The following is a 24963-nucleotide window of genomic DNA, read 5'->3' as shown; positions in this document are numbered from 1 at the left end:
CGCTGCGTGAATCTCGGGTATACGTTCTTCAATCCCGCTCGAAAGGTGGTTGGAGTGCGCATAAAACGACATGCCGCTCGGCTGGCCAGAGGCATGGCACTCGGGTTGTTGGTGCCTTTGCTGGCCGTACCGTCCGCAGCTGCCGAACTCGTCCCCGCGAACACCGAAATCAACGCCCGGCCCACCGTGGTGCCCGCCCTTCAGCAGTGGAAGGGCGGAACGGGCTCGTTCGAGCTGCGCAAGCACAGCCGGATCGTGCTGGCCAAGAAGCAGGCCGACGAACTCGACGACCAGGGCGAGCAACTCGCCGCCGATATCGCACAGGTGACAGGGCACCAGCTGGACGTCTCCCCCCGGATCCCGCAGGACGGCGACATCGTCCTGTCGATCGATCCCTCCCTCCCCGACGCTGCGGGTGGCGCCCGCTACGCCGAGGAGGGCTACACCCTCACGGCCACCGACCGCAACGTGACGATCACCGCGCCGACCGAGAAGGGTGTCTACTACGGCACGCGCAGCCTCCTGCAGATCCTGCTGCTCGACGACGGCCGGGATTCCGTCCCCGTGGGCACGGCCGTGGACTGGCCCAACTACAAGGTGCGCGGCTTCATGCTGGACGTCGGCCGGCGGTTCTTCACCCCCGACTACATCCGCGACTACCTGCGGGTGATGGGCTGGTTCAAGCTCAACCAGCTGCAACTGCACCTCAACGACAACGGTTTCAAGGGCGGCAAGCCCTGGAGCGAAGTCCAGGCCGGCTTCCGGCTCAAGACCGACAACCCCGAACTGGCCGGGCTCGCTTCCCGGGACGGGGCCTACGACCGTGCCGACTGGGACTCCTTCGAGAACACCGCTGCCGCGAACGGCGTCACGATCATCCCCGAGATCGACGCGCCTGCCCACTCACTCGCGTTCATCCGCTTCCGCCCGTCGCTCGGACTCAACAACGGCGACTCCGACCACCTCGATCTCTCCAAGCCGGAGACCACCGCGTTCATGAAGTCGGTGTTCGACGAGTTCGTGCCCTGGTTCCGTAGCCCCGACGTGCACTTCGGCGCCGACGAGTACACCGTTGACAAGCCCCGCTACAAGGGCTACTTCAACGAGATGGCCGCGCACATCCGTGCGCTCGGCAAGCAGCCGCGGGCCTGGGGCAGCCTGTCGGTCATGGCGGCCAGCAGTGACGGCTACGACCGCGACGTGACCATGAACAGCTGGAACAACGGCTGGTACGGGCCGCAGGCGCTCAAGCGGGACGGCTACTCCTTCATCAACACCAATGACGCCCTGCTCTACATAGTCCCGTTCGCGGGCTACTACCACGGCCGCGGGCTGGACGGTAAGTACCTCTACGACCAGTGGGAGCCGCATGTCTTCCCCGGCGGGCAGAGCGTGGCCCCCGGTGACCCGCAGTTGCTCGGAGCCATGTCGGCGGTTTGGAACGACCTGACCGAGGCCGACTACTCGGAGCTGGACGTGCACGGCCTGGTCGAGCCCACGTTCGGCACGCTCGCGCAGAAGATGTGGAGCGGAGCCAAGGCCGGCGTGCCGTACAGCACCTTCCTGGACACGGTCCGCAAGCTCGGCGTGGGCACCGGACTGACGAAGGTCTCCACCACGCTTGCCGCGTCGGCGTCCGGAGAGGTGAGCCTGGGCAAGGAGGCGACTGCCTCCGCCGGTGACGCGGACGCCGCCTTCGACGGGGTGCGCACCACGACATGGGCCAGTGGCCCAGGAGACGAGGCATGGCTGCGGGTCGACCTCGGCAAGCCGGTGGCGATCAGCAACGTCGAGTTGGACTGGGCGCTCGCCCACGGGCGCTCGTACGAGATCCAGGTGTCACGCGACGGCGAGCACTGGACCACCGTCGCGAGCCGAACCGGCCGCGGATCCGCGGGAGTCGACACCCTGACGTTCGAGCCGGTCACGGCACGGCACGTACGGCTCGTCGGTACGCAGGCGGGTACGAAGCAGGACGGGTACGCCCTGTGGAGCATGCGTGTGTTCGAGGTCCCGGACCTGGCACTGCACCGGCCGACGACGGCCTCCTCGTCCGAGGTGGCGAGCCTGGGGCCGGAGAACGCCACCGACGGCGACGGCAAGACCCGGTGGGCCAGTGCCTACCGCGACGGCGAATGGATCCAGGTGGACCTCGGTTCCCGGCAGACCGTCCGGCGTGTCCTGCTCGACTGGGAGGCGGCTTCCGGTCGTGACTACGACATTCAGGTCTCCGACGACGCCGCTGATTGGAAGACGGTGGCCTCGGTTCGGGGCAAGCCGGCCGGCGCCCGCCTGGACGAGCTCACCTTCGACCCGGCGACCGCCCGGTACGTGCGGATGCAGGGCATCAAACGGGCGAGCGGCTTCGGCTACTCGCTGTGGCGCCTGGAGGTTCGTTCCACGAGTCCGGACCCCGACCCCGCGTAGTGCGTATGCAGTGCGCCGGAGAATCCGTCTCAGCGTCCCCCGCCTGACCTTCTTACAGGTACACCGCCGGCGGTGACGTGTTGGTCGCCGCCGGTCCGGACCACGGAGATCCCATGAGAAATCGCAAGATCACTCCCAGAGCCTGCCTCGCGCTGGCCGCGACCCTCGGCATCGGGGCGCTCCTGCCCGTGCCCGCGGCCCATTCCGCTTCCGCTTCCGCCTCTGCTTCCGCCTCCACGTCCGCTTCCACTTCCGCTGCGCAGTCGTCCGTTCCCGCGGTGTCTCCGACCCCGCAGTCGCTCGTCAGCAGTGGTGACGCCGCCGTCCTCACCGACCGGGTGCTCGTGGTCGCCGACGACCGGACCGACCCAGCGGCCCGCGACCGCCTCGTCCGGGAACTCAAGGCGCACGGCGCCGACCGGGTGGACATCGTCGGCCCTGACCAGATCCCCGCGGCCGCGGCCGGCCTGCTCACGGTGCGCCTCGGGCCGGCGGCACGCCCGGACATCGCGCGGGCGCTCGGCGACACGGCCGTTCCGGAAAAGTCCGAGGGATACGCGCTGCGCGTCTCGGGCGGCAAGCCGGACGCGGAGATCGCTCTCGGCGGCAGCGACGCAGCGGGCCAGTACTACGCGGTGCAGACACTGCGCCAGTTGTTCGTCCGGTCCGACGACGGCTGGAAGGTGGCGGGCGCCCAGGCGAGCGACTTCCCGTCCATGCCGCTGCGCGGCACCATCGAAGGCTTCTACGGCGCACCGTGGACGCACGCCGAGCGCCTCGACCAGATGGACTTCTACGGCGACGTCAAGGCCAACACCTACGTGTACGCGCCCAAGGACGATCCCTACCACCGCGACAAGTGGCGCGATCCCTACCCGGCGGACAAGCTGGCCCAGCTGGGCGAGCTCGTGGCACGGGCCGGCGCCAACCATGTTCACTTCACCTTCGCCGTCTCCCCGGGCGGTTCGATCTGCTACTCCGACGCCGCGGACCGCAAGGCCCTCAAACAGAAGCTCCAGGCCCTGTACGACCTGGGTACCCGGTCCTTCTCCATCCCGCTGGACGACATCAGCTACACCCGGTGGAACTGCGCGGCGGACCAGGCGGCGTTCGGCGCGCCCGGACGCGCCGCGGCGGCCAGGGCGCAGGTCGACCTGCTCAACGACCTGCAGCGGGACTTCATCGCCACCCACCAAGGCGCCCAGCCGCTCCAGATGGTGCCCACGGAGTACGGCGATCTGACCGACACCGCCTACAAGCAGACCATGCGGGCCACCCTCGATCCCTCGGTCGTGGTGATGTGGACCGGCACCGACGTCGTCCCCCCGGAGATCACCAACGGCCAGGCCGACAAGGTGTCGGCGCTGTTCGGGCGCAAGGTCTTCGTGTGGGACAACTACCCGGTCAACGACTTCGGCAACACCAGCGGACGCCTGCTGCTCGCGCCGTACGACAAGCGTGAGGCCGGCCTTTCGGCGCACCTGTCCGGCATCGTGGCCAACCCGATGAACCAGCCGTACGCCAGCAAGGTCGCGGTCTTCGGCACCGCGGACTTCACCTGGAACGACAAGGCGTACGACGCGAGCACGAGCTGGCCGCGCGCGATGGCGTATCTCGCCGGCGGCGACCGCGCGGCCACCGAAGCGCTTCTCGTCTTCGGCGACCTCGAGCACATGGCCCCGACCTTCGGCAGCATCCCCTGGCAGCCCCAGGCGCCCGTACTCGCGGCACGTGTGGCCGAGTTCTGGCGGGCGTGGGACGACGGGCGACGCACGCACGCGCTCACCGCGCTGCGCTCGTACGCGAACGCCGTCGCCGCGGCCCCGGCCACCATTCGCGGCGGAGCGGTGCAGAAGGGTTTCACCGATGACGCCGCGCCCTGGCTGGACGCCACCGAGCTGTGGGGCAAGGCCATGGGCACCATGCTCGACGCCTTCGAGGCCCGGCAGGCCGGGGACAGGACGAAGGCCGAAGCGCTGCTCGCCGATGCGCGGGACCTGCAGCAGCAGGCCCGCGCCGTCCGGGTCACTCCGCCGCGCAATACGTGGGGTTCGGTCCAGCCCAAGGTCGGCGACGGGGTACTCGACGTCTTCCTCGTCCAGGCCGACGTCCGGCTCCAGCTGTGGGACATCGCCGGCGGCGGCAAGAACCTGGCCGTGGACGGCACGGCGACCGCGTCCAGTGTTGAGCAGGGCCTCGACCGGCTCGCCGCCCGGAACGTCAACGACGGTCTGATGGGGACGCGTTGGGCATCCGGCTACTCCGACAACGAATGGGTGCAGGTCAAGCTCGCCGCCCCCGCGAAGGTCGCAGCAGTCACCCTCGCCTGGGAGAACGCCTGCGCGACGGAGTACACGATCCAGACCTCCGCCGACGGAACCAACTGGACCACCGTCTCCACCCAGCGCCCGGACACATGCGGCAACGACGTCGTCCGGCTCACCGCGGACGAACCCGTGCAGTACGTCCGTATGCAGGGCGCGAAGCGGAAGACGACGTGGGGGTACTCGGTCTACGAGATGGGCATCTACGGATCCCCCGTGTCCTGACCGCGATCGAGATCGAACCGGGGGAGGGGAGGGCCGGGACACCCGGACCTCCCCTCCCGTGCGCGGTCGGCGATCAAAGCCGACACCGGGCGTGCGGCCGACTGCGAAACGAGACATTCGCGGCTCCAAGGCAAGAATGGCTCCCCTGGGGCCAATGTGGCCGGTACGGTGGCGACATGAAAGGCCACAAAGTGGTCGCGCTCCTCAACGACCCACACCCGCCGTTCGAGCTGGCCTGTGCTGCGGAGGTCTTCGGGGTCACCTGGCCCGATCTCCCTCAGTACTACGAGTTCGTGATCTGCACCTACAAGCCCGGGCCCGTCAAGAACACCCTCGGTCACTCATTGCTGGTCGAAGAAGGTCTGAACGCCCTGCGCACGGCAGACACGATCGTCATCCCCGGTTGGGAGCCGGTGGGATCGACGGTCGAGAGGGAGGTGCTGGAAGAGCTCCGGGCCGCTCACCGTCGCGGAGCGCGAATTGCCTCCATCTGCAACGGTGCCTTCGTCCTCGCCCAGGCCGGCCTTCTCGATGGGCGCCGTGCGACGACCCACTGGCTGCGTACCGCACTGCTTGCGGCCAGATTCCCGGAGATCGCTGTAGAGGCCGACGTGCTCTTCATCGATCACGGTGATGTCATCAGCAGCGCGGGCAGCGGCGCCGGTATCGACATGTGCCTGCACCTGGTTCGCAAGGACCACGGTGCGAGCTATGCGGCGCAGATCGCCCGACACATGGTCCTTCCCCCGCACCGCGAGGGCAGCCAGCTTCAGTACGCCGTGCGCGAGATTCCCGCAGGAGAGCGGGCGGACGACTCCCTGGCGCAACTGTTGGACTGGGCCGTCTCGAGACTGGACGCTCGCCTGACACTCGAGTCCATGGCCGATCATGCGGGGGTGTCGAGCCGTACTCTCGCGCGCCGCTTCACCGAACAACTCGGCATCAGCCCCGGCCAGTGGCTGCTGGCGCAGCGACTCGACGCCGCGCGCACTCTGCTGGAGCAGACAGACCTCCCCGTCGAGGTCATCGCCACCAGAGTCGGACTGTCCTCCGCGCTCAACCTGCGACGCCGGTTCAGAACTGCCTTCGGGACGACCCCCGGGGCGTACCGGCGGACCTTCGCGCCACCACCCGTGCCGGTGTCGGCCTGACTCCGTCATGGACGGCGGTCAGGCTCCAGAGGGAGGTGCCGGAAGGCTGCGGGAGTTCGTGATGTCCGCGTCGACCTTGCGGTAGGCGTCCTTCACGCGAATCCGGTCGCCTTCGAACCGGAACAGGTCGCAGCCATGGACCTCGTGGACCGTGCCGGCTTCGTCGGTACGGACGTAGGACCACTGCGGCGCACCCTGATCGCCGGAGATGAAGGCTGTGCCGCCAGGCCGGGATTCGTAGCCTTCGTCGAAGGCCATCATGAGCGCGAATCCCATGCGTACTTGGTCGTGGCCGCGGAAGGTCGTTCCCGGTTCGTTCCCGACGGAGGCCCGGAATTCGCAGTCCTCGGTCATGAAGTCCATGAGCGCGTCGAGGTCTTTTCGGCGCCATGCGTCGCCGAACTGCGCGAGTCGTTCCAGCGTCATCGCCATGGTCAGACCGTCCCTTCGTAGGCGGCGTTGAGGTATGCCTTGATGTCCGGGCCCTGGGGGTTTGCCAGTACGTGGGTGAGCCAGGCCCTGCGCTCGAAGTCGGTGACGGCGAGTTCCCAGACACAGCCGATGGCTCGGGTCTGGTGCTGCCGCAGCTCGCCGGGACTTTCCAGGGGAGCGGAGAACATGTGCTGGTGGATCTCGTTCTCTCCCTGCCACCAGTCCACAAGGGCGAAGCAGTAGTCGGCTGCATCATGGGCGATCACGAACCCGACGCCATAGCGGTTGTCGGTCTGGGGTGATGGCAGTACTGAGGCAGCGGCTTGAAGGGCTGCCGTGATCAGTTCCTGGCGCGCGGAGGCGGTGTGCGCGCTGATGCTGTACACCTTCAGGATCCAACCGCGCACCGTCGAGGTGCCTTGGAACGTGATGGAGCGAACGCGATGAGGTCCCTGGAGGGATATCTCGGACGGTTGGGAGGTCATGTGAGCCTTTCATCGTCCCGGGCTACTGTCGTTGGGGACGTCGCAATGCCGTTGGTGCAGTACGTCGCTGGGATCCGGCTGGTCCCGCTGCAGCGCGGGGACCAGCCGGAGGAGCTTGCTTTCCAGACGTCAGAGGAGCGAGCAGACGAGAAGACGGATCAGGGCATGAGCCGCGGGGCGCGGGCAGCCGAGGACCCCTCTCTCACGACCTCACCGGTCAGATTGCCGTTGGCTCCCGAACCGAGGAACACCACGAGCCTGGCGACGTCGTCCGCGGCTGAGAGTCGGCGTGTGGGGATGTTGGACGTGAGCGCGTCGGCGACGGCCCGTGGGACGGGCGGGCGGCTTTCCGTGAGGGTGAAGCCGGGGGCCACGACATTGACGAGGATGCCGTCCCGGCCGGCTTCCCAGGCGAGGCTTCGAGCCAGGCCGTGCAGGCCCGACTTGGCCGTGCCGTAAGGGCCCGGCCCCGGCAGGCCCTCCTCGGCGATGCCAGAGGAGATCAGCACGATGCGTCCCCACGTGCGCTCTCGCATACCAGGCAGGACCGCACGAGCCTGCGCCGCTGCTCCCACCAAGTTGGCGATGATCATCGTCTGCCACTCCTGCAGCGGCACGTCTTCGAAGCGGACGCTCGGGTCCGGCGGGCCGGCGCTGCTCCAGCGAACGGCGTTGGCTACGAGGACATCGATGCCGCCCCAATGGTTCGTGATGGCGGTCACCGCGTGCTCTACCGTGCTCAAGTCCTCCAGGTCCAGACGTACCGTGATCGCCTCGCCACCTTCAGCCTCGACGTCCGATGCGACCTGGAGTGCCTTCTCACGGTTGCTGCGATAGGTGAGGGCGACCCTTGCACCTTCGCGTCCGTACGCGCGTGCGGTAGCGGCGCCGATACCGCTGGACGCGCCGGTGACGAGGGCTACCCGGCCCCTGAGTTGGGTGTCCATGTGCGAGGGTCCTGTCTACGCAGTTGTGATGTGGAGTTGGCGAGCGAGCCGCGAGCTGCCCTGAATCCGGAGAAAGTCGTCAAGGCCGTTGAGCAGCCGGGCGATGTCGCTGCTGTCGCTGTAGAGGGACAGGCCGATTCGTAGTCCGCCGGCACTCCCGAGCCCCAATCGTTCCGACGCCTCGACGGCGTAGAAGGACCCGGCCGGGGCCTGCACGAGTCTGGAGGCCAAGAAGTGGTGCGCGTCCTGAGCGTCGCGGCCGGCGAACGTCACGAGGGTCGTGGGGGTGCGCTGCTGGGCCCGAGAGTGCACAGTGACCGCCTCACCCAGTTCGATGAGTCCGGCGTCGAGCTCGGTGCGCAAGGACTGCTCGTGCTTGCCGATGAGATCCATCGCAGCAACGAGGCGCGCACGGCGGCGAGCCGTCGAGGCGTCTCGCTTCCCGCACGATCAGGTCTGCGTTGCGTTCGCCCATGGTGATGGTGCCGCGGTTGGACAGGGGCTGGGCCAGTGCCTCTGCCATGGCGGCGATCACGGACGCCGGCGTCTGTGTTCCGCCCGGCCCGTCGAAATGCGCGATGCCGGCCTTGAGAGCAGGTATGGAGGTGCGGGTGGTGTCGATGTTGAACATCGGGGACGCTCCGGGCTGTGGGACGGGCCGACTACGGCGCTGAGGGCCCAGGGTGCAGGATGATCGCGGCTGCTCACGGCAGCAGGTCGTCCTTAGGGGGACACGGACCCCGGTCTCTCCCCGAGCTCCACGAGCCGGGTCCGTGGTCGGATGCGGTCAGTCAGAGAGGATTGAGACGCCGATCATCTGCGCGCCGATCTCGGTCCGCGGCTTGTGACTGCTGCCGGGCGCGAAGACGACATAGGTCCCTGGACCGTGACGCTCGTCCCCTTCGATCACTTCGCCGCTGAGGACGTAGTAGCGCTCCTCCGTGGTGTGCTCGTCGACGGCCGGCCACTGCGTACCCGGCGCGAAGTCGATCAGCCAGCCGCCCGCGTAATCGGTGATCGGCAGTTGCCGACGCGTGATTCCGGGGGTGACTTCCTTGCGCTCGAGATCGTCGACGTTGACGACGGTGACGAGGGACGTGGAGTTGGTGGTGTCGGTGGTGTCGCTCATAAGCCCAGGATGATTTTTCAGTCACTCCTTCGCCTAGAGTCTAGAAAGACTCTGGTGGAGCTTTTCTGGACGCGTGCGTGCTCGGAGACTGAGGTGATCGAGCCGCCGCTCCGGCAGCCGAGCCGCCGGCCCGCCCCCGGCCTCACGCCAGGCCCGGTGCGGCCCCCCGTTACCGTTTTCGGTGCTCCGCAGTGGGGCCTCCGGCCTCGACGGACCGTTGATGAGGGCGTGAGCACCGGCTTCGCGCGAGCCGGAAGAGCTCTCCGTAACGTGGATGTGGCAGCTCGGGGCCGAGGCAAGGCCGGACGAGAGCGTGATGGAGGGGCCTGAACGAGATCGACACCAGCGACATCGACGTCCTCGGCCTGGACGTCGGCAAGGGCGAACACCCCGCCACCGCCGTCACCCGAACGGGAAGAAGGTGCTCGAATAGCGCCTGGGTCCTGCTCTGCCTCGCCCGACGACGGGTCGACGTCCTGTTCTCCATGCTCCGCGACGGAACCTTCTACGAACCCCGGCCGGCCGCAGCCGGTTGATCCTCAGCAGCCTCGCCGCACGTGGGACAGTGCCGCTCGTCGACCGAGTCCATCACGACCGGTTGGCCACAGAAGTCGCACGGCCGCATGCCCTCGCCTGCTGAATCTCGAACAGGCACGTCATCACTCATGACAGCCGCACTGCCACCCGGCCACCTTGACCAAAGACATAGGGGCACCTTTTCGCCTGCCAGTGATCGCTCCCGCGGCGCCTAAGAACTCCTAACGGAATGACCTCATGGCGCCTGTTGGTGAGCGCGGTTGGTACTGTCCGACCGTGTCTTTGATTGACCTGAGAGACGGCTTTCGCGACGATGGCCAGCGGCAGTGCGTCCAAGCAGTCGTTCACAGTCGCCTCGCGGATGACCGAGAGCCGCAGGAGTGTCGCTACAGGTCGGTTCTGCCACTTGCCGGTGAACAGTTCTTCCGGGGCCGCAGCGTCGGCGAGCTGCTTGACGGTCCGCCAGGTCATGCCAGGAACACCGCGAGCTCCGCGGGGACACCCTCACCAACCTGATCATCAGCATGCACGGAACCATGGTTCCAGACGTCCCGAACTCGCACCCGACCAGCTCGACCAAAGACATTAGGGGCACCCCCCCGGGCGGTCTGTGCGCGGCGGGCGCGGGGCGAGCGGGGTGTCAGGGCTGGGCCAGGCGCTGGTAGAGCGTGCGGATCGCGGCCTGGTCGGCGACGAGGGGGAGTGTGTCGAAGGTCAGTTCCCATTCGCCGTCGGGGCCGAAGCGCTCGACGATCCCGAAGGAGACCTTCTCGTTCGCGAGGGTGGTGACCGTGCCGTGCCACTCGACGTACGCGGTGGTTCGCCCGAACGCAGCCTGACCCGCCTTCAACTCGAAGCGTCCGTGCGCGAAAAGCCGGTTGAGGTAGTCGGCTTGGCCTTCGGCCGTGGTCAGGGGCGTGGCGAGGCCGGGGCCGTTGAGACGGCCTCCCCTCATGCGTTCGGTCAGCGCGGTGGCGTCCTCGCCGTTCCATGCCGCGAGCCGGGCGGTGATCTCGGCCGCGGCGAAGCGGGCCGGCTGCACGGCTTCGGGGATGTCGCCGGGGGAGTGGGCAGGGTCCGCGACGCCGTCGAAGAGGTTGCGGAGTTCCGGGGCGGCCGGCCCGAATACGGTGACCCGGTCGTAGTACCGGCGGGCCTGGATCGACTTGCCGTCGTCGGAGAGGACGTTGCGGGCGATCTGCGGGTAACTGACCTTGTGCCCCTTGATGGTGGCATCGTTCCACTGGCCGAACATCACGACCGCCCCGTCCGCCACCACGTCCCTCCCCGCGTACCGCAGGTCCGGTACCAGGCCGAGCGATCCGATGATCGACGTGCCGATGACACCGTGCCCGCGCTGCGGGGCGCTGCCCGCCTCCCAGAGCGTGGCTTCCGGGTCGAAGATGTCGAGGTACGCCTGGACCCGGGGGTGCGTGACCTCGCCGGCCTGAGGCGGGGTGCCGGTCGGGATCTCGCCGAAGGCGATCTGCCGCCGCATGAACGCGCAGGCGTTCGGGGTGATGTCACCCTCCAGCCGTTCCACCGCATCCCGGACCTCCGCGCACTCGGCGGGCAGTCCGGCCGCCGGCGAGGCGACGGCCGACAGCGACGGCCCTCCCGCGACGGCCCCGAACGTCACGCCCGACACCAGCGCCGCGGCGACCGCGCCCGTCCGTACCACCCGACCGTTCTTCCCCATGTCCGTTCCTCTGCTTTCCGCTCGCTCGTCTTGGCCGCCGGGACGGTGTGCCCGCCCCTGACCTGGCGTGACGTACTCTGCCGTGGCCGATCGTCGTGATCGATTACCTCGGGGGTAATGCGATGCCCGGCAACCGGTGGAGTTTGAGAGCGTGCGCCCCGGGCCGGCCGAGTTCTCCCTGCGCGGCGAACAGGTTCGAGCTGCCGGTCAGGCAGACGGCGGCAAGTACCCCTCCCTCCACCCCGAGCCTCCTCCGCAGTCGCCCGCGAGGCCGCCGTGGCCTCGGGATGCGGTGGGCGACGGCGGGTAGTCGTCGACCGTCATCGAGTTGTAGAGGCGGGCGCTCTTGGTGGTGAGGCGGAGGAGGGCGCGGCTGGGCCTCGGGGGCAGGGTGGAGATCAGGCGGGCGCCGTGGGCCAGTCCCCGTACGCCGAGGTGTGAGGTGGGGATCAGGGTCCTCGCCGCGCTGAGCGCGGCCGCGCGGCTGCCGAGCACGTGCTCCGCCATCGCGCGCTCGTAGGCGGGGAAGGCGCGCTCGTGGTCACCGCCCGCCCGCGCCAGCTCCCCGGCGAGGACGTACGCTCCGACGACGGCCAGGGTCGTGCTGCCGCCGACGGCCGGACCGGGGCAGTAGCCCGCGTCACCTACGAGCGTCACCCTCCCTCGCGACCAGGTATCCATGCGGAGCTGGGTGATCGAGTCGAAGTAGAACGCCGGGGTGCGGTCGAGCTCGTCCAGCCAGCGGTCCACTTGGGCGTGCATGCCGTCGAACGCACCACGCAGCAGTTCCTTCTGCCGGAGCACGTCGCGGTGGTGGTAGTCGAGTTCGTGCTCGCTCCGGAACAGGAACAGCGCCCGTGCGTCGCCGAGGTGCCGGGCGCCGTACATGCCGGCGGTGCGGCCGACGCCGACATGGATGAGGAGTTCACCGTCGAGCCCGGAGACGTTCGGCAGGCTCAGCACCCCGAGGTGGGCCCCGATGAAGGCTCTGAAGCGGGACTCGTCGCCGAAGACGAGGCGGCGCACGTTGGAGTGCAGCCCGTCGGCGCCGACGACAAGGTCGAAGCGTTGTGGCGCGGCGTTCTCGAACCGCACCTCGCCGTCGGGCGAGATCGCGGTGATGGAGTCGCCGAAGAGGTACTCCACCTCGTCGCGCGTGGCGTCGTAGTAGATCTCGCTCAGGTCGTCGCGCATGATCTCGACGTGCCGGTCGGAGGTGGCACTGAAGATTTTGGAGAGGTCCACCAGGAGGGGGCGGCGCGCCTTCTCCCGGTGGACAGTCATCCGGCTGGTGCCGGTGGCCCGCTCCTCGATGCGCGGGAGCACACCCATCTTCTCCGAGATGTTCATCGCCGGCCGGAACAGGTCGACCGCGTGGCCGCCGGTCTGGCGCAGAGTCGGCGCGCGCTCAACGACAGTGACGCAGAAGCCATGTCTGGTGAGCCAGTACGCCAGCACCGGACCGGCGATGCTGGCGCCGGAGACGAGAATCCGCATGACGCCCCTCCATTTCAGTTCAGTTGACCTGTACGGCGTGGATCGCGGTGAAGGCCAGCAAGGCGTCGGCAGTCCGCGGTGGATCCTCGAGGAGGGGCGAGTGCCCGAGTTCGCGCAACAACTCGACCTTCGCGCCTGGAACGACGCGATAGTCGGCGGCGGATGAGGATCGCCATCTGCGGTCGTCCTCGCCGAAGACCACCAGCAATGGCTTGCCCAGGACGGCCAGCCGATCCGGCAGCGCCCGCTGCTCCAGGTAGGAACGGGTGCCCCGCATCGTCGCGGCGAACGTGTGGGCGGTCATACCGCGCACGTCGTCCAGGAGCTCCTCCGGGATCTGGTAGTCCACGCGGCTGAAACCTGTGCTCGCGAACCGCCGGAGCTGCTCGTCGGTCGGCGGCCACTGCGAGGGGCCGGTTGCGGCGGACTCCGGTGCGATGAAGGCGTCCAGACTGGGCCCGGTGTTGATGAGCGCGAGCGCGGTGACCAGGTCGGGCCGCTGTTCGGCGAGCGCGGTGGCGACCACGCCGCCGCTGGAGTGACCGACGACCACAGCGTGCTCGGCGCCGAGTCGGTCCAGTGCCATGCCGGCCCGGCGTGCCTGGTCGTGGATCGCGTAGCTGCGGTCGGCCGGTTTGGCCGACCGGCCGTGTCCGAGCAGGTCGATCCGGATGACGCGGTGAGTTCCGGTCAGCAGCGGAAGCAGCGGGTTCCACGAGCGGGTTGATGATGCGGACCCGTGGATGAGCAGGAGGGCGGGGGCGTTTCGGGGGCCGTCCTGACACACGTGGATGTCGCCGTCGTCCAGCGACAGAATCGAACTCTCGGTGGACTCGGGGCTGCCGCTCGCGTGCCGTCGGCCGTCAGAATCAGTCATGAGCCCACTGTCGCCGCCGGAACCCACCGGCGGCTTGGATGAATGTTCCCTTCGCTGGCTCACGTAGCATCGGGACCATGCGGACTTTCACGCACGGTGCGGCTGTGTGGGACGTCGCATCCCCGCAGCGGCGCAGTCGGGTGGCCGGTCTCACCATGGCCGGATTCCGCGTCCCTGACCTGGATGCGCTCCGGATGGTCCCGCACCCGGCCGTGACCCTGCTCCTGGAGTTCGGCGCCGGCTCGCCCGTCGTTGACTTTGCGCCCGGGCAGCAGCAGCGGGGAAGCATCGTCGCTGGGGCGGGGCTCGGGTCCGGCGGCGCGGTCTGGGCTCGGGGAAAGAACGTCGAGTGTGTGCAGGTACGCCTGTCCCCGGTGATCGCACGCGCAGTTCTGGGCTTCTCTCCCGCAGACCTCGACGGCGCCGTCGTGCCCTTGGGTGACCTGTGGGGCCGGGAGGTGTCCCGGATCCGCGAGCAACTCGCGGATCTCTCGTCGTGGCAGGATCGCTTCGCGTTGACGGACGCGCTGCTCGCCCGCCGACATGAGGCGGGGTCGCCGGTGGACCCGGAGGTGGCATGGGCCTGGCACCGGATCGTCAGCAGCCGTGGTCTGATCCGGGTCGACGGACTCGCGGCCGAGGTCGGATGGAGCCGTAAGCGGCTGTGGTCCCGCTTCCGGTCGCAGCTCGGCCTGCCACCCAAGCGCGCCGTGAATCTGGTCCGCTTCGACCACGCCGCCCACCGCCTCGTCACAGGTGAGGGCGCGGCCCGAGTCGCGGCCGACACCGGCTATGCCGACCAGTCACACCTCCATCGGGAGGTCATGGCGTTCACCGGGACGACCCCGTCGACCGTTGCCGACGAGCCGTTTCTCGCCGTCGACGACATCGCATGGCCCAACCGCGGAGCAAACACGGCGGTGTGAACCGGGTGACTGGTGCTTCGGCGGGGCTAATCGACGGCCGGTACTGCGCGGGGGCGGGGGCGGTCGCGGTGGCGGTCGCGGGCGGGGCACCGGACCTGTCGAAGCGTCTGGTCGACCCGCCGGCAGGGCACGCTCAGGGAGGCTGTTCGGTCCCGGTCTGGGGGCTGTTCTCAGCAGGGCGGGTGCCCGGTCGGCGGCGTTCTTCCTCGGTGCGCTCGGGAAGGAGCAGGACGGCACCGATGAGGAAGCAGACTGCGCCGATCAGGGTCTGGGTGTCGGCCCGGTCGATGTTGTTGACCTGGCCGGTGACCGGGTCGATGTAGCCGGCGACGGCGGAGATCCCGAACGCGATGGACCCGATCAGATTGAGCAGCGTGATCCACCACGCCCAGGACCGCACACGCCAGGCGAGCCAGCCGTGGCAGGCCTCGTACCAGGCGAGCGCGCTGGCCACGAGGAAGCAAAGGGAGCCGATGGCGTCGGGCCGCCACACGTGTTGGTGCGCGGCCTCGGCGGACAGATTGTCGGCCATGGCGAGGGCGGTGCTGACGTTGAAGTAGACGGTGCCTGCGAGTTGGACCGCGGTGGCCCACCAGTCGATCCGGCTGGGCTGGAAGGTGAGGAACCGCCGGTGGTGGGGGTTTTGTACGGGTGGTGCGGCATCGACCGCCTCGCGGTAGCACAGGAAGGACGCAGCGGTGAAGAACAGGGAGCCGACGAAGTAGGTGATCGTGTCGCCTCGGCTCCCGACGGCGTCGGCGTAGGCCGGGATCGACCCGACTGCGAACAGCGTCGATCCGATGGCGAACAGGACGGCGATCCACCAGCCGCGCGCGGTGGGTGCCCACCACGTCGATCCGGCGGCCGGCTTCTGGTGCTTGCGGTGACGGCGCGATCCGCGGCGGACGACGACGCCGTCCGCCCGGACGTGGTCGACGAACGTCGCCGGCGCCCAGCGACGCGGGCGGCGGCCGTCGCGGCTTCGTCCCTGCGGTGTCCTCACTGCACGGTTCATGCTCTCTCGTTCCGGTGCTGGGGCGGATCCTGCCGCGGCCGGCGATGCCGTACGGCGCCCATGGCGAGTGTGACCGCGAAGCCGGAGGCGGCCGGGCCGACGCGTGTCTGCACGGCGGCTGCCGGTCGTGCGGCCGGTCGTGCGGCCGGTCCTGAGGCTGGCGACCGCGTTATCGGACGGATCTGGGAGCGGACCAGCGCGGCGAACACCGCGGGCGCGCCGAGCGGGATCGTGACGCCGCGTGCCGTCGTGGCCGGGCCGGTCACGATTTCCGCCGCAGTCTGCTCACGGCGCTCCTGAACGACAGGCCGTGCTCCGTCCAGACCAGGCCGAGCGCCGCTCCCAGCACCAGCACGACCCCGATGGCGATGAAGAACGACATGAGGGCGAAGACGGTCCCGATCACCCCGTATCTCTCGTCGTAGCTGACGATCAAGTCGGAGAAGATCGCCGAGAACACCGCGATCATGCCCACCCAGCACACAGCGGTGGCGACCGCGCACGGCAACAGCCCGCGCCAGGGAACCGCCCCGGCGAGCAGGAACTGCATCGACAGCCAGAAGAAGCCGATGCTCAGCACGAGATGCATGATCCAGAACAGGACCGGCTGGCTCTCGCGCAGTCCCGGCCCCGCCGCGGAGACCGCGAACAGCACGCCCACGACCAGGGCCAGCCAGACCAATGCGCGCACCGTGTCGCCCACGGCCCGGGCCCTGACGTCGAAGACCCTCTGGTACAGCTGCTGGACCGCCTTCGCTCCGGCCAGACCGGCCAGGACGAAGAAGACCCACGCCGTTCCGGTCACCGCGCCGGAGATCGCGGACGATGACGCGAATAGCTTGCCCACGTCGGCTGCCGCCTCCTGGCTGAGGCCCATGCGATGCGACAGTGTCGAGGCGGCCGACGCCCCGGCCAGAGCGGTCACGATCAAGAAGAACGGCACCACGCACAGCAGCAGCGTGGCGGCCAGCACCATGGCCTGGCTGATGAAGTCCACCGCGCCCAGCCGCCGCCACAGGGAGTCGGCCCACGACCCGGAGTACTTCCCTCTGCCCCACTCGGCCGCCCGCCGCGCATGCCCGGCGCCGCGCCTGGCCGTGGACGTCACGCCCGGCGCCCGCGGGCCGGCAGGAGCCGATCGCCCGGTCTGGTTGCTTCTTGAACTTTTGCTCGACGAATTCATGGTCCCTCTCCCGGCGGCAGCCGCCTGGAAGCCGCCGATCCACCCGACCGCGCGGATCCAAGGCCCGGAACCCGGCGACCGGCGGGGGCGTCCTCTCCCTCGATCGTCCCTCGCCCCTGCCATCCGCGCAGAGTCCGGGCGGCCCCCGCGCCCTGACCGGATGCCCGGCTGGTCCGGCCAGTGGGCGAGGCGCAGGCCGCGCCGAGGAGTGCGCAGGCCGGTCCGGGCGGACTGACCTGCAGCCCCGCCGGGGTGCTGACCGAAGCCGTGGGAAGTGGGAAGGCGACGACGAGTTGTGGGCGGTGCACGCTGCCGGGGAACGTAAATGCGTCGACAGTCCCCACGGCACCCGGCAAAGTGGCCGTCCGTGACCAGCAGTGAACTGTGGACCCGTGCGACCGCCGACCGTTACGACGCCGAGGAGACCGAGATGTCTTCGGCCGCCGTTGTCGGACCGACTCTCGCCTTCCTCGCCGAGCTCGCCGGAGACGGCCGGGCACTGGAGTTCGCTGTCGGAACCGGACGAGTGGGAGTCCCGCTCCGGGAGCGCGGCGTGCCGGTAGTGGGCATTGAACTGTCCGAGCACATGGCAGCGGTGCTGCGGCGCAAGATCGACGAGGACACGCTCCCGGTTGTCATCGGGGACATGGCTACCACCGTCGTCCCCGGTGAGTTCACCCTGGTCTACCTCGTCTACAACACCATCACGAACCTGCTCACTCAGGACGAGCAGGTCGAGTGCTTCCGCAACGCCGCACGGCATCTGCAACCCGGGGGCCGATTCGTCATCGAGCTGGGCGTGCCGCCGCTGCGGTTCCTGCCGCCCGGCCAGGTCGCGGTGCCGTTCGATGTCTCCGATCAGCATCTCGGCTTCGACACCTTCGACCTGGTCGAGCAGATTCTCGTCTCGCACCATTTCACCCGCGACGGCGACGACGGCCGCTACCGCCGCGAGAACTCCCGGCATCGGTACGCCTGGCCGGCAGAGCTCGACCTGATGGCACGGATCGCTGGTCTCGAGCTGGAACGTCGCGTCGCGGACTGGGACGGGGCTCCGTTCACCCAGGACTCCGCGAAGCACATCTCTGTGTGGCGCAAGCCGGCTTGAGGTCCTTGGTCACCCTCTCTGACCTCAGTACCAGACCTGAAGCGGATTGACAGGTGTGCAGTCTCCCCCGTGTGAGGGAGGCGGTTTGGTCCGGCGGGGGAGGTGGCGCGCTGCCGCGGCCAGAAGACTTCTGAGCATGAGGATCAGACGAGACGGTCTGGCACCGACCGGTGTGGCTCCGGGGCGGGGATGGACCATTGCGCGCACGGCTGCAGGGTTGACGGCCGCCGGCACGCTGTCGCTCTACCTGGTGGTCAAGGTCATCTGGGTGACCGTCGCTCTCTTCGGTGACGGGCCACGGGAATCCGACGGCAGCACAGCCGAGTGGGTCATGCTCAACGCGGTCACGGTGGTGATGGCCACGACCGGCATCGCGCTGGGGCTGGCCCTGGCACAGCAATGGGGGATGCGGCTTCCCGCGCCACCGGTGCTGTTCTTCTCATGGATGGGCAGTGGCTTCCTGGGGTCGCTGCTTCCCTACGGAGTCGTCGCTGCGGTGCTTGGTGCCGCCGGTGTGCCCCTGGGGAACGAGGATGGCTCGGGGGCAGGCGGATCGGCAGGCGGAGACGGCGCCGGGATGCCTGAATGGGAGACGGTCTTCATCTCCGTGGGCTTCGCGGGGATGGCGGTGGGACTCGCCATCGCGCTCCCGGTCTACCTGCGGGAGCGCTGGCCACACGCCTTTGTGGGCCGGGTCGGGGACGGGCCCCTGGGAGCACCCCCAGGACGGCACCTGCTGCTGGTGCCCGTGGCGACCACGATCCTGGCCGCGCTGTGGCTGTTCTGGGCGTTCGGGGGAACGCTCGGCCTCAATACGGCCTTCCACGCCTGGGATCTCAACGGCCGTCTGCTGATCGGAAGTGGCGCGCTCTGGGCGCTGCTCGGCGCCTGTAGCGTGCGGGTGCTTTCAGGCAACACTGGTGGTCGACTTCCGCTGTGGCTACCCATGATGACCGGATTCGTCGCCTCAGGGTCGCTGTTCGCCTGGAGTTCCTGGAGGTTCGTCTGGGCCGTTCTGCGCCCTGGTGACTACGAGCCCCTCGAGCATCCGGCGGTCGCCGTCGTCGAGCACGGGATCGGCATGGCTGCGGGCATCGCGATACTTGGCCTGCTCATACGGGTTCACCAAGAGCGTGCGGCCACACACGCGGCCAGCAGGGCGAACCCTGCCGGAACGGGCTGATCAAGTAGCAAGCTCCGCGACGACGCCAGCTTCGGCTACGGGCACCACCGGGCCCGTACAGACACCTCGGGCGGTCGGCTCTTCAAGTTCGTTGCTGAGCATGGTCGAACAGGCTGGCTCGAGCTGAGCGTACGGGTGGGAGGATCTGGCCGTGGAGACCCCTGAACCTTCCTGGCGCCGTCGCCTGCTGATGGAAGCGCTCACCGTCGTGGCAGCACCCGTGAGTGCTCAGGAGGCATGGCTGAAGAAGCACGGTGTCGAGACGGACGAGATCGCCCTCGACTTCGATCATGCCTTCCGCATGGTCGAAGGCCTCATGGAGGAGGGACTTGTAAGCCGTGACGTATTGCCCGACCTGCGGATGATCGATTCGATCTTCGACGAGATGAGTCGCGACGAGTCCCCGAATCGTTGGGCGGCGACAGCGTTGAGCAGCGATGCGGAGTGGATTCGTGCGCGCGGGCTTGCGCAACGGGTGCTCACCCGGGAAGGCGTGGACGCCTCCGTTCTGCCGGACATTTGTGTCGTCCGATAGCGGCCTGGAGCTCAATCCGCGGCGTCCTGTGCGGCAACCCGACCCAGTGGATGCCGCTGCTCCCTGACGCCGCCAGTGCCGGTACGTCGGAGAGAGGACCGCTACCGAAGGGCCGCCTGGGCTGGGGCGGAAGCGCCGAGGCGCGCCCGCCACCCCATGATCCCGAATTGGGGCCCTTAGCAGATCTGCCAGCGGCAGAACCCCGGCCGGAGCGGGCTCGACGATCACTACAGTCCAGTCTCATGACGACGATTACGACGTGCACGGTCGAGTATCCGGCCGACGGCTTAACGATGATCGGGCACCTCGCGCTCCCGGCCGGTGTCGACCGCCGGCCCGCGGTGCTGCTCGGACCAGAGGGCACGGGGCTCAGCGACGTCGAGCGCCGCCGGGCCGATGCTCTTGCCGAGCTGGGATATATAGCGCTGGCCTTCGACCTTCATGGCGGGCGCTATTTGGGCGACCCCGAGGAGATGCTGGCCCGTTGCCTGCCACTGCTCGCTGATCCCGACCGGATGCGAGGCATCGGCCATGCGGCGCTCGACGTGTTGCGCACCGAACCGCGGACCGACCCCGACCGGATCGCCGCCGTCGGCTACGGCACCGGGGGCGCCGTCGGGCTGGAACTCGGGCGCGGCGGCGTCAGCCTGCGGGGGATCGGGACAGTCAACGGACTGACCACGGGCCGACCTGGCGAGTCGGCGCGCATTGGCTGCCCGGTGTGGGCCGGGGTCGGGTCGGAAGACCCGATCATGTCGCCCGCGCAACGGAACGCGTTCACAGCCGAGATGCAGGCCGCGGGCGTCGACTGGCGTCTCACGGTCTACGGCGGCGCCTTGCACGCCTTCCACCACCCGACGGTCGACCACCCCGTGGTCCCCGGCGTCGGCTACCATCCACAGCACGCGCAGCGAGCCTGGCGCGACGTCGTCGACCTGCTCGCCGAGTGCCTGCCCCTGACAGGGGATCTGGGGGCATGACCCAGGTAAGCATGCTGGCCCCGCGCACTGACAGTCCACTCCCCTCAAGTCCGCACAGCAGAAACGCATTCGGGCGGCTACTCGATCGCGGAGACGAATTCACAACTACCGCAGTGGATACCGGATTTACCTCGACGGAGCCTGGCCGCGATCGTCGCGACCTACGGCGGAGCATTCCGGGCGCCAGGGCGAGGTGTACGCATTCGCTGCGGCACAACCGCGCTGCCCTTGCGCTAGTCGTAGCCTTTGCCGGCGTGGAGCTTGCCAGGGCCCCCTTTGCAGCCCGCACGCGGACGGAGTCGACCGCGCACCGCGACCAGTCCACTGCCCCGCGAGCGCCGAGTTCATCGAGGATGACGCGGTGGAGCCGGGCCCAGACCCGAGCCGCTCCACTGGGCGAAACGTCGGTAGACCGTCTGCCAACTCGGGCCGAAGACCGGAGGGAGCTGCCGCCAGGTGCACCCCGAGGTCGCCACGAAGGCGATCGCCGCCAAGGCTTCGCGGCCACCCGCTCGACGCCGGCCGCCCTGCGGGCGTATGACCTCCGTCGGCGGTACCACCCGCCGGAACAGCACCCACAACTTGTCCGGCACCAGCCGCTCAACCAGATCCGTCATGCGCCGTTCAACGAAACGATCACGCCAGGGGAAGCGACCTCGAATACTCCAGCTGTAGTTCGTGATGATCCGTGGGGCAAAGTGGGGGCATGACTGCGTACGAGACGATGCCGTTCCACCTTGAGACCGAGCGGCTGATATTGCGACCGTGGGCCGAGTCGGACGCCGCTGAGTTCAGCGCCCTCCTCTCCGAACGCGGCAAGGGGACCCCCACGGTTGAGCACATCCGGACGTCCATCGCGGAGCTGCTTGCCGCGACGGCGACTACGGGGATCGCCTTGTTGCCCATCCAGCGCCGTGACGAAGGCGACTTCATCGGCTACTGCGGGCTGATCATCGGCCGCTCCACCCTGGAGGAGCCTGAAATCGCGTACGAGTTGTTCCAGCGCGCGCACGGGCGTGGCTACGCCACCGAGGCGGCCGGCGCGGTGTTGGATGCCGCTGTTGCGACCGGGCGGAAACGGCTCTGGTCGACCGTCGGCGCGTGGAACACGCCGTCGCTCCGTGTCCTTGAGAAGCTCGGGTTCGAGCGGGATCACGTCTCCACCGAGGACAACGGTGAAGTGGTCTGGCTCACGCGCTCGTTGACGTGACGCGAGAGCACGCTCCCGGGCTTCATGCTCACTTGATCGAGTGCGCTCCGGCGGAGTGCCAGGCGTGCCGATATCGGTTGGTACCCCAGGTGTAGATCGTGATCTTCATGTCTGGGCTGCGGCTTGTCGACGGCAATGGCTGGCCTGTGATCGTGCCCGATGGCGGCGTCGCCAGTCGGATCAGCTGATCCGATGAGCGAGGTCGTTCAGTGGCCTGGCCGGACGGCGGTGGCGAGGAACAGGTGCTGGATCTAGTTGCAGGTCAGCGGGGCTAGGTCGTGTCCGGCGGATCATGTGACGGTCGCCTCGCGTCGGGACCATTGTTCGGTTCGTGGGGCGGGGTGATCTGACGAATGACGAGTGGGCGCGACTTACGCCACATCTGCCGAAGACCGGCGGCCGGGGCGGGCGTTGGAACGACCACCGAACAGTGATCAACGGGGTGCTGTTCCGAGTGCGCACGGGAGTCCCGTGGCGGGATCTCCCGAACCGGTTCGGGAACTGGAAGACGGTCTATGAGCGTCATCGCCGGTGGTCGGCGGACGGCACCTGGGATCGGATCCTGCAAGCCGTCCAGGCCGATGCCGATGCCCGGGGCCGGATCGACTGGAGCATGGTGAGCGTGGACTCCACCTCGTGCCGAGCCCATCAGCACGCTGCCGGGGCTCCGCGCAGGACGCCGCGAGTTCCGAAGCGGAGATCAACACCTCGGCAGCACCGCTCCGACGAAGGGCTCGGCCGTTCACGGGGCGGTCTGACATCCAAGATCCACCTTGCCGGGGAAGGCGGCCTCCGCCCTCTGGCGCTGCTGGTCACTCCTGGTCAGTGGGGCGACAGCCCACAGCTGATCCCCGTCCTCGAACGCATCCGGGTCAAGCGCCTCGGCGGCGGGCATCCACGGACCCGTCCCGACCACTTGGGCGGTGATAAGGCATACAGCTCCCGCCGTAATCGCCGCTACCTGCGCAGACGCCAGATCAAACACACCATCCCGGAACCGAAGGACCAACGGGCCAACCGAAGGCGCCGAGGAAGTCGAGGAGGCCGGCCGGCGAGCTTCGACAAGGAGAGATGCAAGCGCCGCAACGAGGTCGAGCGCACGATCAACCGGCTCAAGCACTTCCGCGCCGTGGCTACGCGCTACGACAAGCGCGCCTACGTCTTCCACGGCACTGTCACCGTGGCCTCCCTCCGCCTGTGGCTCCGCTCGTGAGCGGGCGGATAAAACGGTGGCCGCCTGATTGGCTTCCCTGCCACGATCTGGGTGTGACCACGTTGTTCCTGATGGTCGGCCTGCCAGGGGCCGGGAAGACCACGCGGGCCCGACAGCTCGCCGCGGAGCACGGCGCGCTGCGTCTGACGCCCGACGACTGGATGATTCCCCTGTTCGGCGAGGTGGAGGCCGACGGGAAGCGCGACGTGCTGGAGGGGCGCATGCTCTGGCTCGCCCTGGAGGCGGTCAGGCTGGGCACCAACGTCGTCGTGGACTACGGCTGCTGGTCACGGGACGAACGGTCCGCGATCCGCTGGCTCGTGGAGGCCGAGGGGGCGTGCTTCCGCATGGTCTACCTGCCGGTGGACGAGGAGACCCAACGCGCCCGGATCGCCCACCGCTGGGCGACCACCCCCGAAGAGACACTGCCGGTGTCCGAGGCCGACGTCCTGCACGGGCGGGCGCATTTCGAGGAGCCCGGCGCGGCGGAGCTGGAGAGCAGCAGGGTCGCCGGCCCGCCGCTCGGCTGGATCGACTGGCGGGAGTGGGCTGCCGACCGGTGGCCGTCGTTCGCGTGACCGCTGCGGCCCACGACGACTCAGCCGTACCAGCCGTGCCCTGCACCAGCCCGAAATGATCCGCCGGACAGGGCCTAGGGCGTGTCCGCAATGTCGATCGGTCGTTACTCCGTTCGTGGTGCGACGTCATGAACTGACTGATCAGGCCTGGGAAGTGATCGGGCCGTTGCTGGCTCCGCCCCGGATGGGTCGTCCGGTGCGGGACCGGCGGCAGGTCCTCAACGGAATCCTGTGGAAGCTGTCCACGGGTGCGGCCTGGCGGGACCTGCCCGAGCGGTACGGGCCGTGGAAGACCGTCTACGAACGGTTCCGCCGCTGGTCAGCGGACGGAACCTGGGACCGGCTCCTGGCCCACGTCCAGCAGCACTCGGACGCGATCGGCGAGGTCGACTGGTCGATCGTTTGCGTCGACTCGACCATCGTGCGGGCCCATCAGCACGCCGCCGGGGCCCGAAAAGGGGGCCTGGACCGGCGAAGCACTCGGCCGGTCCCGCGGCGGACTGAGCACAAAGATCCACCTTGCCTGCGACGGACAGGGCCGGCCGCTCGCCTTCACGATCACCGGCGGGAACGTCAACGACTGCACGCAGTTCGAACCGGTCATGGCCCGCATCCACATCAAGCGATACGGGCCCGGCCGGCCCCGCACCCGACCGCTACGGGTGGTCGGCGACAAGGGCTACTCATCCCGCAAGATCCGCTCCTACCTGCGCAGACGCGGTATCGCCTGCACCATCCCCGAACGCGTCGACCAGATCAACGGACGCCTCCGGCGAGGCGAGAGCCTGTGCCGTCTCGACCGCGAGGTCTACCGGCGCCGCAACGTCGTCGAACGCTGTTTCAACCGGCTCAAGCAGAACAAGGCCCTCGCCACCCGCTACGACAAACGAGCCCGCCACTACAAAGCCCTGGTCACCCTCGCCTGCCTGCGACTATGGCTCCCTAGCTGACATTGCGGACAGGCCCTAGGTCGTCCGGACCAGTGCGGGTGCGTGTCTGGCGCTGGCCCCCTACGGTGCGGGTGCCCTTCTTCATGTCGCCGGTTTTGTCCACGACCAGGACCGCCTCCTCGTCGTGGAGATGCTCCACGCCGTACTCGCGCACATCGTCACGCACCGCATCGGCGTCCCAGGACGCCCTGCACAGCAGATGCTGCATGCAGTGCCGGGACTTCTCCCCCGCCCGCTCCGCGATCGTCCAGCAGTTCTTGCGGGGCAAGGCCGACAGCAGCCCCAGCACCAACCGCCCGGCCCGCAGCCGGGGTTCGACCCGGGCGAAGTGGCCCGCGATTCGGACCATCAC

The 24963-nt window shown here is 68.7% G+C and carries 23 protein-coding genes and 1 pseudogene; 12 read left to right on the top strand and 12 right to left on the bottom strand.

Translation table 11 applies throughout. The annotated features are described in order from the left end of the window. Positions 1 to 93: 93 nt before the first annotated feature. The 3 genes from R2D22_RS00660 (at position 94) to R2D22_RS00650 (ending at position 6127) form a co-directional block, all read left to right on the top strand. Positions 94 to 2427, top strand: a complete 2334-nt coding sequence (locus R2D22_RS00660) for a discoidin domain-containing protein (protein ID WP_318100106.1) — start codon at positions 94 to 96, stop codon at positions 2425 to 2427. A gap of 113 nt (positions 2428 to 2540) precedes the next feature. Further along, the gene (locus tag R2D22_RS00655) at positions 2541 to 4976 is read left to right on the top strand and encodes a glycoside hydrolase family 84 protein (RefSeq protein WP_318100104.1); all 2436 of its coding nucleotides are present in this window, start codon (positions 2541 to 2543) and stop codon (positions 4974 to 4976) included. A 176-nt stretch (positions 4977 to 5152) separates the two neighbouring features. Then, positions 5153 to 6127 carry a GlxA family transcriptional regulator gene (locus tag R2D22_RS00650; protein WP_318100102.1) on the top strand — a complete coding sequence of 325 codons (975 nt, stop codon included), beginning with the start codon at positions 5153 to 5155 and terminating at the stop codon, positions 6125 to 6127. Between the two features lie 18 nt (positions 6128 to 6145). On the opposite strand, the gene R2D22_RS00645 is transcribed toward R2D22_RS00650, so the two are convergent. The 8 genes from R2D22_RS00645 to R2D22_RS00610 form a co-directional block, all read right to left on the bottom strand. Further along, the gene (locus R2D22_RS00645) at positions 6146 to 6559 is read right to left on the bottom strand and encodes a nuclear transport factor 2 family protein (RefSeq protein ID WP_318100100.1); all 414 of its coding nucleotides are present in this window, start codon (positions 6557 to 6559) and stop codon (positions 6146 to 6148) included. Between the two features lie 2 nt (positions 6560 to 6561). Further along, positions 6562 to 7044, bottom strand: coding sequence for a hypothetical protein (locus tag R2D22_RS00640; protein ID WP_318100098.1), 483 nt, complete (start codon positions 7042 to 7044; stop codon positions 6562 to 6564). Positions 7045 to 7202: 158 nt separating this feature from the next. Then, entirely contained in the window at positions 7203 to 7991 is a 789-nt protein-coding gene (locus tag R2D22_RS00635; RefSeq protein WP_318100097.1) for an SDR family NAD(P)-dependent oxidoreductase, read from the bottom strand. A 15-nt stretch (positions 7992 to 8006) separates the two neighbouring features. Continuing rightward, positions 8007 to 8384 (bottom strand): aminotransferase class V-fold PLP-dependent enzyme, encoded by a 378-nt coding sequence (locus R2D22_RS00630; RefSeq protein ID WP_318100096.1) that lies wholly within the window; start codon positions 8382 to 8384, stop codon positions 8007 to 8009. Between the two features lie 394 nt (positions 8385 to 8778). After that, the gene (locus R2D22_RS00625; protein WP_318100094.1) at positions 8779 to 9120 is read right to left on the bottom strand and encodes a cupin domain-containing protein; all 342 of its coding nucleotides are present in this window, start codon (positions 9118 to 9120) and stop codon (positions 8779 to 8781) included. A 1177-nt stretch (positions 9121 to 10297) separates the two neighbouring features. After that, complete coding sequence (locus R2D22_RS00620; protein WP_318100092.1) at positions 10298 to 11356, bottom strand: hypothetical protein; 1059 nt, start codon at positions 11354 to 11356, stop codon at positions 10298 to 10300. Positions 11357 to 11563: 207 nt separating this feature from the next. Then, complete coding sequence (locus R2D22_RS00615; RefSeq protein ID WP_318100090.1) at positions 11564 to 12853, bottom strand: FAD-dependent monooxygenase; 1290 nt, start codon at positions 12851 to 12853, stop codon at positions 11564 to 11566. A gap of 19 nt (positions 12854 to 12872) precedes the next feature. Beyond that, on the bottom strand, positions 12873 to 13730 hold the full coding sequence (locus R2D22_RS00610) for an alpha/beta fold hydrolase (protein ID WP_318100088.1): 858 nt from the start codon (positions 13728 to 13730) through the stop codon (positions 12873 to 12875). Positions 13731 to 13807: 77 nt separating this feature from the next. On the opposite strand from R2D22_RS00610, the gene R2D22_RS00605 reads away from it, so the two are divergent. Further along, a complete protein-coding gene (locus tag R2D22_RS00605; RefSeq protein WP_318100086.1) occupies positions 13808 to 14656 on the top strand; it encodes an AraC family transcriptional regulator in 849 nt (282 codons plus the stop codon). A gap of 133 nt (positions 14657 to 14789) precedes the next feature. Here the strand turns inward: R2D22_RS00605 and R2D22_RS00600 are convergent, their stop codons facing one another. Then, on the bottom strand, positions 14790 to 15671 hold the full coding sequence (locus R2D22_RS00600) for a hypothetical protein (RefSeq protein WP_318100085.1): 882 nt from the start codon (positions 15669 to 15671) through the stop codon (positions 14790 to 14792). A 262-nt stretch (positions 15672 to 15933) separates the two neighbouring features. Next, positions 15934 to 16779 (bottom strand): YhjD/YihY/BrkB family envelope integrity protein, encoded by an 846-nt coding sequence (locus tag R2D22_RS00595; RefSeq protein ID WP_318100084.1) that lies wholly within the window; start codon positions 16777 to 16779, stop codon positions 15934 to 15936. A gap of 442 nt (positions 16780 to 17221) precedes the next feature. Between R2D22_RS00595 and R2D22_RS00590 the strand changes: the two genes are divergently transcribed. From R2D22_RS00590 to R2D22_RS00575, 4 genes are all read left to right on the top strand, one after another. Beyond that, positions 17222 to 17962, top strand: coding sequence for a class I SAM-dependent DNA methyltransferase (locus R2D22_RS00590; protein WP_318100083.1), 741 nt, complete (start codon positions 17222 to 17224; stop codon positions 17960 to 17962). 136 nt (positions 17963 to 18098) lie between these two features. After that, positions 18099 to 19145: a hypothetical protein gene (locus tag R2D22_RS00585; protein ID WP_318100082.1), complete on the top strand. Its 1047-nt coding sequence runs from the start codon at positions 18099 to 18101 to the stop codon at positions 19143 to 19145. A gap of 151 nt (positions 19146 to 19296) precedes the next feature. After that, positions 19297 to 19680 (top strand): hypothetical protein, encoded by a 384-nt coding sequence (locus tag R2D22_RS00580; RefSeq protein ID WP_318100079.1) that lies wholly within the window; start codon positions 19297 to 19299, stop codon positions 19678 to 19680. A 242-nt stretch (positions 19681 to 19922) separates the two neighbouring features. Continuing rightward, positions 19923 to 20660 (top strand): dienelactone hydrolase family protein, encoded by a 738-nt coding sequence (locus tag R2D22_RS00575; protein ID WP_318100077.1) that lies wholly within the window; start codon positions 19923 to 19925, stop codon positions 20658 to 20660. 250 nt (positions 20661 to 20910) lie between these two features. Here R2D22_RS00575 and R2D22_RS00570 read toward each other — a convergent pair. Then, positions 20911 to 21277 (bottom strand): annotated as a pseudogene (locus tag R2D22_RS00570) (transposase); the annotation flags it as partial. 89 nt (positions 21278 to 21366) lie between these two features. On the opposite strand from R2D22_RS00570, the gene R2D22_RS00565 reads away from it, so the two are divergent. The 4 genes from R2D22_RS00565 (at position 21367) to R2D22_RS00545 (ending at position 24611) form a co-directional block, all read left to right on the top strand. Next, a complete protein-coding gene (locus R2D22_RS00565; RefSeq protein WP_318100075.1) occupies positions 21367 to 21870 on the top strand; it encodes a GNAT family N-acetyltransferase in 504 nt (167 codons plus the stop codon). A 331-nt stretch (positions 21871 to 22201) separates the two neighbouring features. After that, the gene (locus R2D22_RS00555) at positions 22202 to 23083 is read left to right on the top strand and encodes an IS5 family transposase (protein WP_318100073.1); all 882 of its coding nucleotides are present in this window, start codon (positions 22202 to 22204) and stop codon (positions 23081 to 23083) included. A gap of 53 nt (positions 23084 to 23136) precedes the next feature. Beyond that, positions 23137 to 23661 carry a P-loop nucleotide/nucleoside kinase family protein gene (locus R2D22_RS00550; protein WP_318100070.1) on the top strand — a complete coding sequence of 175 codons (525 nt, stop codon included), beginning with the start codon at positions 23137 to 23139 and terminating at the stop codon, positions 23659 to 23661. A 118-nt stretch (positions 23662 to 23779) separates the two neighbouring features. Then, positions 23780 to 24611, top strand: a protein-coding gene (locus R2D22_RS00545; protein WP_411977117.1) for an IS5 family transposase whose coding sequence is annotated in 2 segments (ribosomal slippage) — positions 23780 to 24117 and positions 24116 to 24611 — 834 coding nt in all. Because the reading frame shifts where the segments join, the coding sequence is not laid out codon by codon here. Here the strand turns inward: R2D22_RS00545 and R2D22_RS00540 are convergent. After that, positions 24604 to 24960, bottom strand: a complete 357-nt coding sequence (locus tag R2D22_RS00540) for a transposase (RefSeq protein ID WP_318109518.1) — start codon at positions 24958 to 24960, stop codon at positions 24604 to 24606. The genes R2D22_RS00545 and R2D22_RS00540 overlap by 8 nt on opposite strands. Positions 24961 to 24963 lie beyond the last annotated feature (3 nt).

Origin of the sequence: Streptomyces sp. HUAS YS2, assembly GCF_033343995.1 — a bacterium.
GTDB lineage: Bacteria > Actinomycetota > Actinomycetes > Streptomycetales > Streptomycetaceae > Streptomyces > Streptomyces solicathayae.
Note: the sequence above shows the minus strand (reverse complement) of the source record. Positions and strands in the feature narration are given on the sequence as shown.